A 16663-nucleotide genomic window follows, 5' to 3' on the forward strand; every position below is an offset into this window, starting at 1 on the left:
TCGGCCCAATTGATAAAAGCCTTAATCAAAAAGGTCTTTCCATTCAATACTCGGCGCCCAATACTTCTCAATATGTTGTATCACCAAGGCAGTGCCGGCATCATGGGATACGTACGGTGGCATCTCGGGGTTGTACATGGCATCGGTTAGGTCCCGTACCAGGACAACATTCCGTCCTAGCTTTACCTGGCCACGAATACCAAAGGTCCGCCCCAATACGCACATATTGGTATGTACCCCACAAAGTATGATGTTTTTGACCCCTACGCTTTCAAAGTAATTGTACATCTCCTGTCCGCTGTCCGAAATCAAGTCCCCATTAAAGATGTCAATGGTCTCTATCTGCCGGGTTATTTTGCTTTCCGATGGATCTCCGGCAGAGTCACATCCTTCATCGGAATCATCTATGGGCAGCGGAGGTTCCCGGGTCTCGTCCGGGTAAAACCAATACTCAAGTGAAATAGGTGGTTCCACACGTTTTTGCATCAATGCTCTTTTGCGGGCGGGATGGTCCTTATAGAAATCCATGGTGGAACTTGGGGCATGTACAATATGTACACCTTTTTCCCTGGCCAGTTGCACCATGCTATTGATTTTTGGGGCCATTTGCCTTACCCTGGCCGTGGCACTATCGCACCAATGCCTGTCCCACATATCACATATGATAATTGCCGTTTCCTTGGGTTCCCATGACAAATTTGTAAACGCATCTTCCCATTCCCCCTTGTTGGTTATTTGATTGCGGGCCATTATTTTGAGCGTTTCCGTACCAGTTCCCTGATCATTGTCCTGCTTGGAACTCTTAGCATCTTGGCAACCATAGCAGATCCCGATTAAGGACATGATAATGAGGAAATTAGCCTTATATAAATCCACTTTGGTATTCCTAAGGTTTTTCATGTTGACGGAAAAAATTGGTTTTTACCTTGAACCTAAAGATAGTCATATTGAAGGCAACATAGAAAAAGTTAAAAACACTACCCTGAATAGTGATGCTACCGTGGAATTAGAGCCCCAAGCTATCCATTCTTGATTCCTCATACCCACCATCCTCGGCAGGATATCGAAGGCTATTTTCATATTTACCCGATTCCTTGGCCATGGACCATATCAGGCTTTCGCCTGCCGGAACACGGGAAGGAAGTGTTTCAAAAATTTTGTCCTTAAAAGCGGTCGGGGCATCGATGATTTCCCAGCCTTCTTCCTTAAATCTGGCTATCAAATCCCCAAGGAATAGGGTAGAGGTAAGATTATGGTGCAAAAGCAACGTATGATTTATATGTCTGCCGGTAAGTTCGTAAGACAGCGTTTCATAGTAATTGGCCCTGTCCATAATATGTTCAAGATAATACTCCTTGAATTTTGGAACTTCGGCCTTATCGATTCCCAGCTTCTTAATTTTTCTTATTAGCCTTCCATTTATGTACCAATCGGAAGCATCTATGGTTACATATCCATTTCTATAACCATATTGGGAAAGTACATTTCGAATCCCATCTATTTTCTCTCGGGAAGCTCCCTCTTTTAGATACGGGAATCTGAACAGCTTTTGATAGTTGTTGTATCCAGATATAATGGTATCCGTATCCAACAACTCTTTTTCAAAGTCTTTGATGGAAAGGTCTTCCGAATGAAAATTTGGATGGCTAAACGTATGATTCGCAATACTATGGCCTTTATCATTCCAGCTTTGGAGTAAATATTTTCCTTTTGAATCGGACTTGTTGGCCCCGGTTACGAAAAAAACGGATTTCACTCCCGCCTTATCCAATGATGATAAGATCATTTGGTTCCATTGTTTAAATGGATAATTCAAAATGTCTTGTGTTATGCCATCGTCAAAAGTGAAACTTACCTTAGGTCTATTGAGTTCTTTTGGGACATGATCGGGTTCGATCGATCTGCTTTCGGGACCTCCCTTGCAACTTAACATTAAGGACAAAAGAATCGCAAAAAGAGTCGCGCAACGGTTCATGGTTCCATAGGGGATATAAGTTTTAAATATACCATAAAAGTTGAGAATGACGGTTCATGAACAGTCGATTCAAAAAACTAGTTGTAAAGTAAGGCAAGTGAACATCCGGGCCATTGATGGCGAATTCAGTTTTAACCAGGTGCCGAATAAAGCCGTACTCCTAGGTTTTCTTTCCGAACTATTGGAGTATTTTGAAAGAGAGAAAAATTGGAAAGATGGCGCGTACATAGAATCTTCCAAAGATACTGATTGAAATATTCCAACCCAACCTACAGGAATATCCTGCTATGTCCAGAAAAGTCTTTGTGGTGGACGATATTGGCTTCCATGGGAACTTTACTGCAAACTAAATATAGAATGTAGATTCAGTGACGGTGTCAACTAGCACCTAGATATATACGTGCGGAACGACATTGAAAAACCTATTCAAGCTCCAACTTCCTTTTTAGCTCGGAATTCTCCTTTTTCAATTGCTGGATCTCTTTGTTCATGTCTATCATATAGAGCGTAAGTTCCTCTATCTTCTGCAGTAATTTGGAATCCATTTCACCCAAGAGGATGCCGTTCTCGGCTACCTCCTCCCCGCTTGGGATGTCCTTTAGGTGGCCTTTTTCCTTTATATGGCCCTCGACCTCTTCCAGGGTTGGTAGGTCATAATCCTTTTCAAAGACAAAGTCCGACCATCCGGTTTCCACCCTCACCTCTTTGGCCCTGACATTCCCGTTGACCGCGAGTTTGTAGGTGCCAGGGTTAACAGTGCCTATCCCAATGTTGCCCGAATTGGAAATCGTCAGCCTATAAGCGGCGTTTGTCATATCATAAATATTGAATCCATAAGCGTTGACACCATTTTTCCAATTTACTACTCCTGTACCGCTTGGGTAGTATTGGATCCATGCATGCTTACCGTTGATCCCTTCCAATCTAAGCTGGTGATTTTCGACTGAGCTACTTATGTGGAGAGGGTTGGATGGACTGGTCGTTCCTATACCTACATTGCCCGAGGTTCCAACGAAGAACTTGGTATTCGCACTGTATTCCATTCGGCTGGTCGTGGAGTACCCGATACCTATGCCGTTATAAGCATATCCCTCGCCAATGAACCATTTATGGGATGTATCCTTATCGGTTATGTATATTCCTTTTGCCCGGCCTTCATACCCATGTAGTTGAAGCCCTATTGCTTTGGCCGGGGCGCCGGAATCGTCGGTAGCCTCTATACGTAGATTGGTCTGGGTATAAGATCCTCCCAATTTAAATCCACTTCCGTCTACCTGCAATTTGTAGGTAGGGGAGGTCGTTCCTATCCCCACGTTGCCGGAGGCAGGAAAGGTATTGGTCTGGCCCCAGGCCATAACATGGCTCAGTAAGGCAAAAAGAAAGATTTGGGACATTTTCATTTTGTCGGGGGTTTTGTAGGTTAAAAAGTAAATGTAGGAATATACCCCTTAATTATCAATTTATATAGTAATTATTCGATGAACTGTAGGGGCCTACCGGAATTTCCTGCCAGCCAGGAGCAAAAAATACAATTAATCCACAATTGAACATTGCGTCAAAGACTGCAATTTCCATCAATGAAATCCTGAATGGTTGGATTGTGCCTGCCGCCGCTCACATTGTACTCCCCTTCAAAACCTGAATTCATTAGAAGTTCAAAACCGCATAAATCCATTAATCCATTATTTAGTTCGATGTTAAAAAAGTTCCCCACGGTATTCAATTCGGTAAAGCCCTTAATATCGATAAGGTCAAAGTTCCTGGCAATTGCCAGTATCTCCCCTATTTCGCTTACCTTTTGAAACCCATCTATATGTAACAGGGACTGATTGTTTTCTATAAACAAATAATTTCCGATCAGGTCAACATTGTTAAATCCATCAATTGACCTTAGAGAGCTATTATCCGTGATTTCGATATGCTCCGTAATAGTTCTTAAGTTCTCAAAACCCGACAAACTCCTTAGTCCATTGTTGTTTATGACCTTTAAGGATATCAAGGATTCTAGATTGTTCAGACCCTCGAAACCCATTAAGCTTCCGTTTTCCATTATTGATAAGTATCCAACAGATTTCAAGTTAGCTGGACCGTCGATGTTCACCAGGTTATTATTGTTATGAATATTAAATATTCTATCAATAACGGAAAGTTGTTGAAATCCTGTAATCCCCGATAACATATCATTATTTGTGATCTGAAGCGATATAACTGACGTTAAGTTGTTCAAGCCACTGATATTGGTCATGGCCGGGTTGTTGAATATGGTGATATTAGGTATTCCGGACAAACCGTTGAGCCCATTGATATCCTTTAGAGTTTCGTTATCCATAATAAATAAACTACCGTCCAATGAGGTCAATGATGGAAATGCGTCAATACTCTCAAGGGACGAGTTGTTGCTTAACCGTAACCTTCGTCCAATGGAGTTCAGTTTGCCGAACCCACTTATGGTCGATAAGGAAGGATTATCCTCTATCTCCAAATCAAGCCAAATGTTTTCTAGGTTGTTCAGCCCGTCGAACTCAAGTAATGCATTGTTTCGTCTGATTATGACCAAACTGGAGGAGCGAAGATTGGCAAAGCCCTCCATGGTCAATAGCGACCTATTTCTAGAAATGTTAAGATAGCCTCCATATTCCGTTATTTCCTCGAACCCACCTATAACGGTCAGGCCATCGTTGCCGATTATGCGTAGTTCAAAACCCGATACGGAGGACAGTTTGTGAAATGCATTTAACTCGACAATCGAATCATTATAAAAAAAATCGAACATTCCGCCAACCGACACCAGGTTGTCCAGACCATCTACATTGGTCAGTTCATTATTGCCGGTTATCCATAAATCCCCTCCGATCGAGGTCAATGTGGACAAGGCATCTAAATTCTGAATATCCGTTGGCAAATTATCTTGGGAAATAGGGTCGTAGTTGTTTATGTGCAAATATCCCGTGACCTCCGTATACCCTTTTTCACCGAATTCATCAACTTCTTTTTGAGACCTTAAGGTAATATCGCCCTCATAGATAAGGACATTGCTATCAGAATCCAGGGTCTTGAAACTAATCTCATTACCATAGGCGGTGCCCTTGGAGTTCGTCGCAAAGGCCCTGAGATAGTACGTAGTGTTAATTTCTAGACCCTCGATAATAGTATTGAACGATTCCGAACCAAGACCCTCCCCTTGAAAATCATCGTCAATAGTCGGATTTGGATTGACACTCCAACATAATCCCTTGTTGATGATCTCCGCCCCTCCATTATTAGTAACATTACCTCCGGAAGCGACCGAAGTCTGTGTAATCCCGGAAGCTGCAGTAGTAGTTACCTCAGGTAATCGGATCAAATCATCAGTGCGATTTTCATCTCCGTCGTTACTGCAATTAAAGGATAATATCAAACTTACCAATATAAGAACCTTCCTTGACGCGGAACGACGGGGCCTAGCTCTTGGGGGAACTTTTAAAATCAACATGGAAAATAAGAATATAGTTAATAATTCACCAAAGTAACGAAAATAAGAGATCTTAAAATGTATTGCCAACACCTTCTTTGGCCTATAGGTGTATTTTCCTATATTTAATTTCCAATTCGATTTATTATGGGAAAACAGAAAGAAAGACCGACTCCTCCTCCAAAGCAATCACCGCCGCCAAGCCGAAAAATCCCCCTAAGGGAAGAAAAAAGGGATATGCCCAAGCCCAATAAGGGAGGTGGTGGTCCTATGGCCAACTAAAAAAGATAATGGTAATAGAAGATAAAGAGGCAGACCAAGCCTATGAACATGCATAGAACGGATGCTACGTTCAATATCTGGGTTGCCTTGTTGAAAATCTGTACCCAACTATCATAATCGTCCATTTTATCCTTATCAAACTCTTTTTCACTTAATTCCTCCAGTACCAGTAATACGTACCTTTCCTCGTAGTTATTCGCGAAAAAGCCCGTTATCTGTGACGAAAAATTTGCGGCTATTGCCAAAAGAAATGCTATACCTATCAATGTCAACAAGGAAGGGTTCACAACTTCCAATCCCTCCCCTTTAAAAAACTTCAAGGTCTCGAAGACTATGTATATACCGGCACCGGATATCGAAATGGTCAAGAGGTCCATTCGCCTTATGGCATAGTTTGTCCTGTCCCTGGTATTCTGTAGATGGGAATTCCAATTGTTGTACTTTATCTCGTTCTCCTTTTTCACTTCCCTAAATGTATCCATTTTTCTACAAATCGATTAATACTTTTTTGTGTAGCCCATAACGGGATCCTACCCTTATTTGGATATGTTATTTGCATCCAGATAGAATTTTAGGGAAAAGGGACAAAACCGGAAAATTGAAATAAGGGTGACTATACAATAATATTAAAATAGACCACGTTTGTTTTTAGTACATTTATTCTGTAATATAAATTTTAGTATTTAGAAAGAAAATTCCATCAAAATGCCATACCAAATAACATATCGTTCAGAAGCTGTTTGTGATGTAACGGATTCTATAATATCCGATATCTTGGAGATTTCAAAACGTAACAACGCAAAACTAGACATTACCGGATGCCTCATCTATAAGGAAAACTTTTTCCTGCAAATTTTAGAAGGCGAGGAGGATTTGGTCAGAAAACTCTATTTTACGATTAAGGGCGATACCCGGCATGAAAATGTAGAAACCCTACATGAGGGCCATAGCGAGGAACGAATGTTTACCAAGTGGGATATGGCCTATGCCAGATTAAATGGCAAAGAAGGTGATGCCGGTAAGGATTTGGCTCTCATAAACTATGAATTTGACCGATTAAAAAACGAACAGGCCAATGAAAGCTTTACCTATCGGGTATTCTGGTACAACGTAAAACGGCTGGTCAGCAAAGAGGGCTTTTATAGTTGGGAGAAATCGAATTTAGCCTAAATCGATTCACCTGTTAGAATGGCTTCACCAAAAAGCTTGATAACTTGCAGCTTACAGGGGTTTCTTTAAACTAAAACATTGCGTTTAAATTCTTGAAGGAGTTATTTAAGGTTTCCATTGGATTGGGGGCCAAATCACGCTCCAGGAAAAAATGATCGACGCCGGATTTACTGCCTTCGGCGATAATTTTTTTGATATCGAATATGCCATCACCGGGATCGGCCATTTTTGGAAAACCTTCCATCCATTGGTCGGGGGTTCCACCATCCCCCGAAAAGCGGAATTCTGCAGCGGCATCTTTTATATGTAACAGCTTAAACCTACCGGGATATCGTTTTAAATATTGGACCGGTTCCGCGCCTGCGGCCTTCATCCAAAAAATATCCAATTCAAATTGGACATAATCGGCATCCGTATTCTTCAACAAAATATCGAGTCCCGTTTCCCCATTGTACGTAGCATGCTCATATCCATGGTTGTGATACACGAACTTCATCCCGTATTTATTCATTTGCTCACCGAAACGGTTGAACTCATCGGCCAGTTTACGGTAGTCCCCCGCATCTTTCCGCTCATTTGAATCCAATAAAGCGGGTATAACCACGTACTTTGGGTTTATAGGAGCCAGACCTTCTAGAAGTGGGCCCAGGTTTGTGCGTAGGGAGACAATATCCGTGTGCATTGATGGAGCCATTAAATTATGCTCCTTTAGTAGCTGGGAAGTTTCCTTGGCCGTGTATCCATAAAACGCATTGTTTTTAAGTTGTAGCATACCCTTCATTTCCTCCCATTGCTTTATTGCGACCTCCGCGCTGAACGGATATGGTCCGAAAAACTCCACTTCCGTATATCCTATGTCGTTCAAGGTTTTTAAAGTTCCTCTCAAATCCTGATCTACAAGACCAGGTATGGTGAATAATTGAACACCGATATTGGTTTTGCCGAATGGATGCACCATTTCCTCAATGGCCTTAAAACTGCTCAGAAGGGATAGGCCTCCAACGCCAAATATCGTATTTTTAATTACCGTACGTCTTTTCATAATCTCAAGTGTTAAAGTTTAAAAACATCATTGCTGTGTTGTATCCGGCCAATATCACTCATGGGTATACAACCGCTGTAGCTGCCCGGTAGGGCTTCAAAGTGCAAAAGCTGTGTTATGCCGTATTCGGTTCGAAAGAAAGATTCAAATATCATTTGTTTTAAAGTCCCATAAAATGTGGGTTCCCTGCTCTCTACAAAATGTTTTTCCTCTTTTTTGAGGAATGTTATTTTTTGGTCGTCATTGCAAGCTATGAAGTCTTTGCCCATTATTTTTTTACACCTGGAATCGAATGCATTTACTTCCTTTATGAACTTATCCTGTTCTTCCTTTCCGGTATAATCCAATAGTACTGTGTCTATGTATTTTGGTACTACATTTTTTATAGAATTCGGTATGTCCGGATCAGGAATTAGCAGATAAACCACTTCACCCACTAAACGGGCAATTTCTTTGGATAAAAACTTTGGTTCCCAAGTTTCCTTTGTATCCTGTAGGCAACTTTGTAGTAAGGTGGTACTCGTGGTCAAGGTAAGACCCGTACCCAATAGCATTCCTGTTTTTTTTAGCGCCGATCTTCTATCCATAATCAAGAACTTATATATTTCCTTTTTTAAGGTTTTCAACCGCATAGTCGGCTGCCCTGGCCGTAAGAGCCATATAGGTCAAGGAGGGATTTTGACAGGCAGAGGACGTCATTGCTGCGCCGTCGGTAACAAAAACGTTCTGTGCGTCCCACACTTGGTTCCATTTGTTCAATACCGATGTTTTGGGATTCCGGCCCATTCTGGCCGTTCCCATTTCATGTATTCCCTGGCCGGGATAGCTCATCATATTGAGTGGTTGTACGATTTTGAAATCCGATACCTCCAGCATTTCAACCGCATCAGCCACCATATCTTTTCGCATTTCATGTTCATTTTCCTTCCATTCTACATCGAACGTAACCGTTGGAAGGCCGTTTACATCCAAAAGATTTCTGTTCAAAGTCATTTTGTTATCATGATAGGGCAAGGTTTCACCAAAAGCCAATATCCCCATTTTCCAAGGCCCCGGTTGTTGTACAAGCTCTTTTATGGGCTTTCCTAGGGTCAATTCCTTGATGTGCCCGGCCCAATCGGTGCGGCTTGCGGCACCCTGATAACCAAACCCCCTTAGATAATCTCTTTTTGTCTCGGGCTTTCCGGGCAGGTTCCTGAATCTTGGAATGTAAAGACTATTAGGGCGTTGGCCTTTGTAGTACCTATCTTGAAAACCGTCGAAGACACCCATGGCACCCGCAAAAAAATGGTGGTCCATCAAATTGTGCCCAAGTTCCCCAGATGAGCTGCCCAAACCATCTTCCCAAATGTCATTGGCCGATTGCATCAATATTTGGGCGGTCCCCACGGTTGAAGCATTGATAAAAATGATTTTCGCATAATATTCTAAATACTCTTTCGACTCCGTATCCAGAATTCGTACCCCAGTGGCCCTTTTCCTGTCCTTGTCATAAATAATCTCGGATACCGCCGAGAAAGGTCGAATTGTTACATTACCCGTCTTCATTGCCGCGGGTAGGGTAGAGGAGTTACTGCTAAAATAGCTTCCCAAGGGGCAGCCTCTCATGCACAGGTTACGATGTTGGCATTTTGATCGATTGCCTTTCATGACATCATCCGTTATATGGGCAACACGACCGATGGTCAATACTCTTCCATTCAACTTCTTCGCGATTTTTTTCCGCACGTGTTCCTCGATACAGTTTAATTCCATTGGAGCCATAAACTGACCGTCGGGTAATTGTGGTAAATTTTCGTTTTGGCCACTGACCCCGATAAAACGTTCTACGTAGCTATACCATTTTTCCAGATCCTTATATCGAATAGGCCAATCTACACCAACTCCTTCCTTTCCGTTGGCTTCAAAATCCATCTCGCTCCAGCGGTAGCTATGTCGCCCCCACATCAGGGAACGGCCCCCTATGTGATAACCCCGGATCCAATCAAAACGCTTTTCTTCGGTATATGGGTGCTCGGTATCTTTTACCCACCAGTGTTTTGTCGATTCCGTAACGGTATACCCTGTTCGCATCTGTTTCTGATAGTCCGCGGATTCTTTCGTTGTAATCCTATCCCCATAGGGATATTCCCATGGCATTTTATTGGCTGTAGGATAATCGGTGATATGCTTTACATCCCGACCACGTTCCAATACCAAGGTTTTCAGACCTTTTTCCGTCAATTCTTTGGCGGCCCAACCCCCGCTGATTCCAGAGCCGATAACAATGGCATCATAGGTATGCTCCTTTTGGGAATTTATATTCAAGTTCATTCGTCTTCTTTTAGATACAGATAATCAATGATCATTTTAGGTACCATTTCCTTTCTAGTTTCCAATAACTCGTTGAAATCATCCTCGGAGAGTCCGTTTATTCTGTGCAACATGTGTTTATTAAGAAAAGGAAAACTGGTAAGGGAGACCAGATTTAGAACATAATTGGGATAGGAGATAGGTCTGATAACTTTTTTTTCGATCAATTCGTTGAGCTCTCGCTCAATGACGTTGTCCATGGCCTTAAAATCTATTTTACCATATACCCTATCAGGATTGCGTTCGGATTCAAATACAATAAACGAGGGGAAATGGGGATTCTTTTTGCAGAAGTCGGTGTATTGACAAACAAATTCCTTGATTTTTTCTTTAAAGGAGATATCGCTATTAAGGATAGATTCGGATATCGCATTGAATTGCCTAAAAACATCGTCGGCCACTATTTTGAAGAGTGTGTCCTTGTTGCGGTAGTAGTAGTGCAAGGTAGAAATATTGACATTCGCGGCGGCGGCGATGTCCCTTGTTTTGGTATCCGAAAACCCTTTTTTTGCGAATACTTCGATGGCGGCCTGTTTTATCCTTTCCTCTGTATTGGTCTGCGTCATTCTTTTTGGGTTGCTTCGTTCAAAGATAACAAATCATTTGATTCAATCAAATGATTGATAAAATTTAACTTGGCAATCATTACTGATAGCAACGACCACCCGCCTAAATAAGTGAACATTTTATCTAAAGGAAACTAACTAAGGAAATGTAAATGGGCTGCACTAGATCTAAATCAATTCAATCAATGATTAAAATGTGTAAACTGCCTAAAACTTGAGAGTACTCAACAGGATTGAACAGACCGGTAAAACCATACTGTCCCGTTAATTCTTTGCCAAACCTATTGCTGAATTAAAGTGCCCTTGGAAACTGCTTTACGGATACGCTTATTTCTGCTTTATTTTTTCCGCAATTTCCCTTAACCTTTGGTCAATAGCTTCTTTGGAATACCATTTTCCTTGTCGCATTACCCCGGAAATCTCCTGTAAGGCATCCAAATTTTCCAAGGGGTTGGCATTAACGATAATCAGATCCGCCTCCAAGCCTTCCTTGATTTCGCCAAACTGATCGTCCATTCCAAAATAAACAGCGGGATTTATGGTTCCGGATTGCAAGATTTCCAGAGGGGTAAGCCCAGCATCTTCCATGGCATCGATTTCATGATGGATGGAGAATCCGGGAACGTTGAACAATTGAGGTGCATCCGAACCTAGCAACATACCATGGCCGCCATCCTGCAGTTTCTTCATCAGTTGTCTGCGAATAGCATCAAATTGTAGCCATTGATCGGCATCAAATCCTGTATCCGGCCCCGTGGACTGTTGCTTACGGGTTCTCCATTGATCTAGGGTCTCTTTGGTCATATATTGCATTTCGGGCTGGGCCAAAAGTTCCTCGCCGTTGGTCGGTGCGAACCATCTTGTAAACAAACTTTGGGTGGGTACGATCCAGACCTTGTTTTCCTTGGACATTTGTACCAGTTCATCGATTCCTGTGGTATCGGCCAGAGGAGTAAAATTATAGCCAAAAAAACCGTTCTGATCGGGTTTAACGTTGGCTGTTTCAGGCACCAATCCCTCTAAAAATCCGTCCACATGGTCTATGGAGGCATATTTGCTTTTCAAGGCATGCCGGATGCCCACATCCACAGGAACGTGCCCCGCAAATGGGATTCCCACTTCATTTGAAGTACGGACAATTTGATCGAACACCTCCAATTGAATGCCCGGATGGATTTTTAGAAAATCGTACCCCGCTTTCTGATAGGCCGTTACCTTGGAAATGGCCTCTTCCTTAGAGGTCACCGTGTTCCCATTTAGCGATGGACTGGACGTAAATATTCTGGGACTTGTTATGTCGCCATTTTTAGCTTTCTCTCGAAGCTCCAAATGAGAGGGATGTCCCAGCATTCCCCGAATAGTGGTAATACCATTGGACAGATAGAGAAATAGTACGTCTTCCGTACGTTCGTTCGAGGTTGGGGGAGAAGGGATATGGGCATGCATTTCGGCCAACCCCGGTAGCATAAATTTTCCTTTACCCTGTATTTTGGTTTGATAGCCTTCCGTATTTTCAATGTTCTGGGAAATCCCTTGAATTTTACCGGAATCGATCATGACCTGATGGTTTTCCAAGATTTTGCCATTACGTACGTCGATGATGTTCACATCCGATACAAGGATCGCTGTAGGGCTTGTAGCCTGCTGTGCTTGATTACAAGCAGCCAGTAGTAGGGCGAGTAGAATGAAATTGATGTTCTTCATGACCTTGAATTTTGATTTCTTGATTTTATATTGGCTCTGCAAAGTCTTATGATTTCCGTTATCCGTATTTTTCGGGTCTCTTCCCTTTTTGCCTGGTTAAGCCAATACAGATAGCTCTTTCGTTGTCCACGGGTAAAGTTTTGATAGTTCTCAAAAGCTTTTTTGTTCCTATTAAAAGCCTTTTGCAGGTCCGGGGGCACTATTCCGTTTTCTACATCGTCCAGGGCGACCCATGAACCATTTTCCTTGGCGATTTCTATTTTTCTTAGGCCGCTCTCATGCATTAACCCCTTGCCGATCAGTTCGGCTATATAATCCTTGTTGATTTTGCTCCATACGCTTTTCGGCTTCCTGGGGCAGAAATATTGTCGCCTTTTGCCGTTGCCCAAACTCTTTACCGTACTATCTATCCACCCGTAGCACAAGGCAACACGTACCGCTTCCTCCCATCGCATACTGTCTTTCTCATGGGCCACCGCATAGAAAATAAGGTGAATGCCATTTGAGTTTGAGTGATTTTCATGCAACCAATTCCGCCATTCGGTATCATCTTTAAAATAGTGCTCTTGAATATCTTTCATGATTTTTACCCAACTATGGCATTTTTCTTAAAAATACTACATTCTGCTTTATCAATTTGGTAAATCGAAACGGTAATCCGTATTTTTAGAAATTGTAAAAAACCGAACGAATTATAGTACAATGAAGAAAATATCTTTTTTGGCCGTGTTGGCATTAGCGGGACTTATGTTCATGGGATGTGGAAACAAGCGCAAGGGAGAGCCCAAAGTCTTGGTATTCTCAAAGACCATGGGCTTTAAGCATGCCTCCATTCCTGCTGGGATAGCGGCCATTCAAAAACTGGGCGAGGAGAATGGCTTTGCCGTTGACAGCACCAAGAATGCCGATTTATTTACGGATGAAAACTTGGAGCAATACTCGGCCATAGTATTTTTAAGTACCACCGGTAATATTCTGGATCATAAACAAGAGGCTGCATTCGAACGTTACATCCAGGCAGGCGGAGGCTTTGTAGGCGTGCATGCCGCTGCTGATACCGAATATGATTGGGGCTGGTATAACAAATTGGTCGGCGCTCATTTCCAAAGTCACCCGCCCGGGATACCAGAGGCCGATTTTATCATCAAGGACATGAATTTTATCGCTACCCGACATTTTACGGATTCCATATGGCGTAGAACGGACGAACTGTATAACTACAAAAAAATAAATCCGGAAGTCAATGTCCTTATGACCGTGGACGAATCTACCTATGAAGGAGGCACCAATGGAGATTTTCACCCTATTGCCTGGTACCATGAGTTTGATGGGGGCCGTGCATTCTACACTGGGGGCGGTCATACGGAGGAAAGTTATTCCGAAGAAAAATTCATGCGACATGTTTTGGGCGGTATTCAATATGCTATCGGCGACAATTTACAATTGGATTATAGTAAGGCGACTACACAGATTCCACCGGATATCGACCGCTTTTCAAAGGTTCCCTTAACGGTAGGAGAGTTTTTTGAGCCCACCGAAATGGCCATTCTTCCGAACCACGATGTGTTGATCGGACAGCGAAGAGGGGAAATATTGGTGTATAGCGATGCTACAAAGGAACTCAAGGAAGTGGCAAAGCTGGATGTATACCACAAGACCTTGAACACACCGGGAGTGAATGCGGAAGAGGGTCTTATGGGATTACAGAAAGATCCCAACTATGCCGAAAACCATTGGATTTATGTTTTCTATGCCCCAAAGGGTGACGAGTCCGTGAATAGATTGTCCCGATTTAAATACAAGGATGGGGTTTTTGACCTGGCATCGGAGCAAAAAATACTGGATGTGGGAAGCCAGCGGGAAATCTGCTGCCACACCGGGGGATCCATTGCGTTCGACGGAAATGGGCTGCTCTATCTTTCCACAGGAGACAATTCCACCCCCTTCAATGAAAAGGATGTAAAATACGTAAATAGCGGTTATGCGCCGTTAAACGATATTCCAGGACATCAACAATATGATGCGCGCCGCTCTTCGGGGAACACCAATGATCTGCGTGGAAAAATTTTACGGATCAAGGTCAATGAAGATGGTAGCTATGATATTCCGGAAGAAAACCTTTTTCCGGTCGGGATGGAAAAAACACGTCCCGAAATTTATACCATGGGCCATCGGAACCCATACCGGATTTCCGTGGATAAGAAAAATGGCTATTTGTATTGGGGCGATGTGGGCCCTGATGCAAGGGCCGATAGTCTGGAGACCCGTGGCCATAGGGGGTACGATGAAATGAACCAGGCCCGGGAAGCAGGAAACTTTGGATGGCCTTTGTTCATTGCGGACAACAAACCCTATGTGGACTATGATTACGAAACAGGGGAGAGTGGAATAACATTTGATCCCGAAAAACCCATTAACGATTCCAGGAACAATACAGGTTTGCGCGAGTTGCCACCAGCCCAACCGGCCTACGTGTTCTATCCGTATGTGGACACCAATGATTTTCCCCAGGTAGGTACCGGTGGTCGAAACGCCATGGCAGGTCCCGCCTACTATTCGGATATGTATCCCAATGGAGGAGGACTCCCCGATTATTATGATGGCAAGGTGATTATTTACGATTGGATGAGGGGCTGGATGAAGGCTGTTACACTTTTTAAGGATGGCACCTTTAACAAAATGGAACCTTTTGCCTCGGATATTGAAGTGAACAATCTGATCGACGTGGAAATGGGCCCGGATGGTAGGATGTATTTACTGGAATACGGTAGTGGATGGTTCCGCCAGAACGAGGATTCCGGATTGAGCTATATCGAGTACAATAGTGGAAACCGTCCTCCCCTTATCGACAATCTCATTGTGGATCACACATCCGGAAAATTGCCACTTAGCATAAAAGCCAGTGTAGAAGCCCGTGATCGAGAAAAAGACCCGGTTACCTATATCTGGAATTTGGGCAACGGTGAACAAAGGGAAACGCAAGAGCCCGAAATAAGCCATACCTATTCCGAAGCAGGGGAATATAAGGTATCGGTCGAGGTAAAGGACAATAAAGGGGAATCCGCCCAAAGTGAAGTGGTCTCCGTTGTCGCGGGAAATTCCAGACCGGAGGTCGCTATCGATTTAAAGGGAGGCAATTCCTCATTTTTCCTTCAGGGTGTTCCCGTGAGCTATGAGGTCTCCGTAAACGATGCGGACGGAGACCCGATCGATGAGTCCAATATATTTGTCTCCGTGGACTACATGGAAAGTTTGGATGAGGTGAATATGTCCTTGGGGCACCAACAAGTTTCGGCCGCGGTAACCGGTAAGGCGTTGACCCAAGGGATGGACTGTAAGACCTGTCATAAAGAGGCGGAAGCTTCCATCGGTCCAAATTATTCGGATGTAGCGAAGAAATATATAAAGGATCCCAACACCATGTCCTATTTGCAAAATAAAATTATTACCGGGGGAGGCGGTGTTTGGGGAGAAGTTGTTATGCCGGCGCATCCGAACGTCACCAAAAGCGAGGCCCGTCAGATAACGGAGTACATTCTGTCCTTGGCGGCAAACGTAGCCGAAAAACAATCCCTTCCCGTTTCGGGAGTGCTAAATCCCAAGCCTACCAAAGGGGCCAATGTAATGGTCCTGACGGCAAGTTATACGGACAACGGAACAGATGGGGCTATTCCGCTTACTGGCGTAAAATCGGTGGCTTTACAGGGAAGTACGGTTCCTTTTTCGGATAAGATAAAATCGGACGGTTTTACACCAATTGCCTTTAACGGGATGGATATGCTCATCCTTCCGGAAGGAGAGGGTTGGTTTGTCCTTGAGGATATTGATTTAAAGGGAGTCCGTTCCGCCAATCTTATGGCCGGATGGCAAGAACCCCCTAAGGCAGGACTTGATTTTGAACTTCGTTTAAATACTCCGGATGGCAAACTTCTTGGGAAGGGCAGTATGCCCACACCGGTGGCCGGACAACCTGGTGGAATGGTGCCTATTGTCTTCAATACGGCAGTAGATGTTAAGGCAGAGGAAATATACTTTGTCTACAAACCCAATGGTAAAGATCGTGGTGCGGCGCCTGTGGCCTTAATGAATGTCTCTTTTGGCAGCGGAGCGCCTTAATTTAA

General features: G+C 43.3%; 15 protein-coding genes. 4 read left to right on the top strand and 11 right to left on the bottom strand.

Annotated features, from left to right (window positions below):
• Nucleotides 1-21: 21 nt before the first annotated feature.
• Complete coding sequence (locus tag ACO06Y_RS14015; RefSeq protein ID WP_422079608.1) at nt 22-900, bottom strand: isochorismatase family protein; 879 nt, start codon at nt 898-900, stop codon at nt 22-24.
• 106 nt (nt 901-1006) lie between these two features.
• Nucleotides 1007-1975 carry a polysaccharide deacetylase family protein gene (locus ACO06Y_RS14020; RefSeq protein WP_422079609.1) on the bottom strand — a complete coding sequence of 323 codons (969 nt, stop codon included), beginning with the start codon at nt 1973-1975 and terminating at the stop codon, nt 1007-1009.
• A gap of 46 nt (nt 1976-2021) precedes the next feature.
• Between ACO06Y_RS14020 and ACO06Y_RS14025 the strand changes: the two genes are divergently transcribed.
• A complete protein-coding gene (locus ACO06Y_RS14025; protein ID WP_422079610.1) occupies nt 2022-2228 on the top strand; it encodes a hypothetical protein in 207 nt (68 codons plus the stop codon).
• A gap of 169 nt (nt 2229-2397) precedes the next feature.
• On the opposite strand, the gene ACO06Y_RS14030 is transcribed toward ACO06Y_RS14025, so the two are convergent.
• Both ACO06Y_RS14030 and ACO06Y_RS14035 read right to left on the bottom strand, forming a co-directional pair.
• On the bottom strand, nt 2398-3375 hold the full coding sequence (locus ACO06Y_RS14030) for a hypothetical protein (protein WP_422079611.1): 978 nt from the start codon (nt 3373-3375) through the stop codon (nt 2398-2400).
• Between the two features lie 155 nt (nt 3376-3530).
• Nucleotides 3531-5372 (bottom strand): hypothetical protein, encoded by a 1842-nt coding sequence (locus ACO06Y_RS14035; protein ID WP_422079612.1) that lies wholly within the window; start codon nt 5370-5372, stop codon nt 3531-3533.
• Between the two features lie 201 nt (nt 5373-5573).
• Between ACO06Y_RS14035 and ACO06Y_RS14040 the strand changes: the two genes are divergently transcribed.
• Nucleotides 5574-5708: a hypothetical protein gene (locus ACO06Y_RS14040; RefSeq protein WP_422079613.1), complete on the top strand. Its 135-nt coding sequence runs from the start codon at nt 5574-5576 to the stop codon at nt 5706-5708.
• Here ACO06Y_RS14040 and ACO06Y_RS14045 read toward each other — a convergent pair.
• Nucleotides 5705-6190, bottom strand: a complete 486-nt coding sequence (locus ACO06Y_RS14045; protein ID WP_422079615.1) for a hypothetical protein — start codon at nt 6188-6190, stop codon at nt 5705-5707. The two genes, ACO06Y_RS14040 and ACO06Y_RS14045, sit on opposite strands and share 4 nt — an antisense overlap.
• 223 nt (nt 6191-6413) lie before the next feature.
• On the opposite strand from ACO06Y_RS14045, the gene ACO06Y_RS14050 reads away from it, so the two are divergent.
• Nucleotides 6414-6878, top strand: a complete 465-nt coding sequence (locus ACO06Y_RS14050) for a BLUF domain-containing protein (protein WP_422079616.1) — start codon at nt 6414-6416, stop codon at nt 6876-6878.
• A 70-nt stretch (nt 6879-6948) separates the two neighbouring features.
• Here ACO06Y_RS14050 and ACO06Y_RS14055 read toward each other — a convergent pair whose 3' ends face one another.
• The 6 genes from ACO06Y_RS14055 to ACO06Y_RS14080 all read right to left on the bottom strand — a co-directional run bounded on the left by ACO06Y_RS14055 (nt 6949) and on the right by ACO06Y_RS14080 (nt 13123).
• Nucleotides 6949-7920 (bottom strand): sugar phosphate isomerase/epimerase family protein, encoded by a 972-nt coding sequence (locus ACO06Y_RS14055; RefSeq protein WP_422079617.1) that lies wholly within the window; start codon nt 7918-7920, stop codon nt 6949-6951.
• An 11-nt stretch (nt 7921-7931) separates the two neighbouring features.
• Nucleotides 7932-8507, bottom strand: a complete 576-nt coding sequence (locus ACO06Y_RS14060) for a gluconate 2-dehydrogenase subunit 3 family protein (RefSeq protein WP_422079618.1) — start codon at nt 8505-8507, stop codon at nt 7932-7934.
• 10 nt (nt 8508-8517) lie between these two features.
• Nucleotides 8518-10233 (bottom strand): GMC oxidoreductase, encoded by a 1716-nt coding sequence (locus ACO06Y_RS14065; RefSeq protein WP_422079619.1) that lies wholly within the window; start codon nt 10231-10233, stop codon nt 8518-8520.
• The gene (locus ACO06Y_RS14070) at nt 10230-10838 is read right to left on the bottom strand and encodes a TetR/AcrR family transcriptional regulator (RefSeq protein ID WP_422079620.1); all 609 of its coding nucleotides are present in this window, start codon (nt 10836-10838) and stop codon (nt 10230-10232) included. The genes ACO06Y_RS14065 and ACO06Y_RS14070 overlap by 4 nt, the downstream gene beginning before the upstream one ends.
• A gap of 327 nt (nt 10839-11165) precedes the next feature.
• A complete protein-coding gene (locus ACO06Y_RS14075; protein ID WP_422079621.1) occupies nt 11166-12542 on the bottom strand; it encodes an amidohydrolase family protein in 1377 nt (458 codons plus the stop codon).
• The gene (locus ACO06Y_RS14080) at nt 12539-13123 is read right to left on the bottom strand and encodes a YdeI/OmpD-associated family protein (protein WP_422079622.1); all 585 of its coding nucleotides are present in this window, start codon (nt 13121-13123) and stop codon (nt 12539-12541) included. Before ACO06Y_RS14080 ends, ACO06Y_RS14075 begins: the two co-directional genes overlap by 4 nt.
• 121 nt (nt 13124-13244) lie before the next feature.
• Here ACO06Y_RS14080 and ACO06Y_RS14085 point away from each other — a divergent pair, with 121 nt between their 5' ends.
• Nucleotides 13245-16658, top strand: a complete 3414-nt coding sequence (locus ACO06Y_RS14085) for a ThuA domain-containing protein (RefSeq protein ID WP_422079623.1) — start codon at nt 13245-13247, stop codon at nt 16656-16658.
• Nucleotides 16659-16663: the final 5 nt, after the last annotated feature.

This window comes from Ulvibacterium sp. (assembly GCF_965228935.1).
In the GTDB taxonomy this organism is placed as follows: Bacteria; Bacteroidota; Bacteroidia; order Flavobacteriales; family Flavobacteriaceae; genus Ulvibacterium.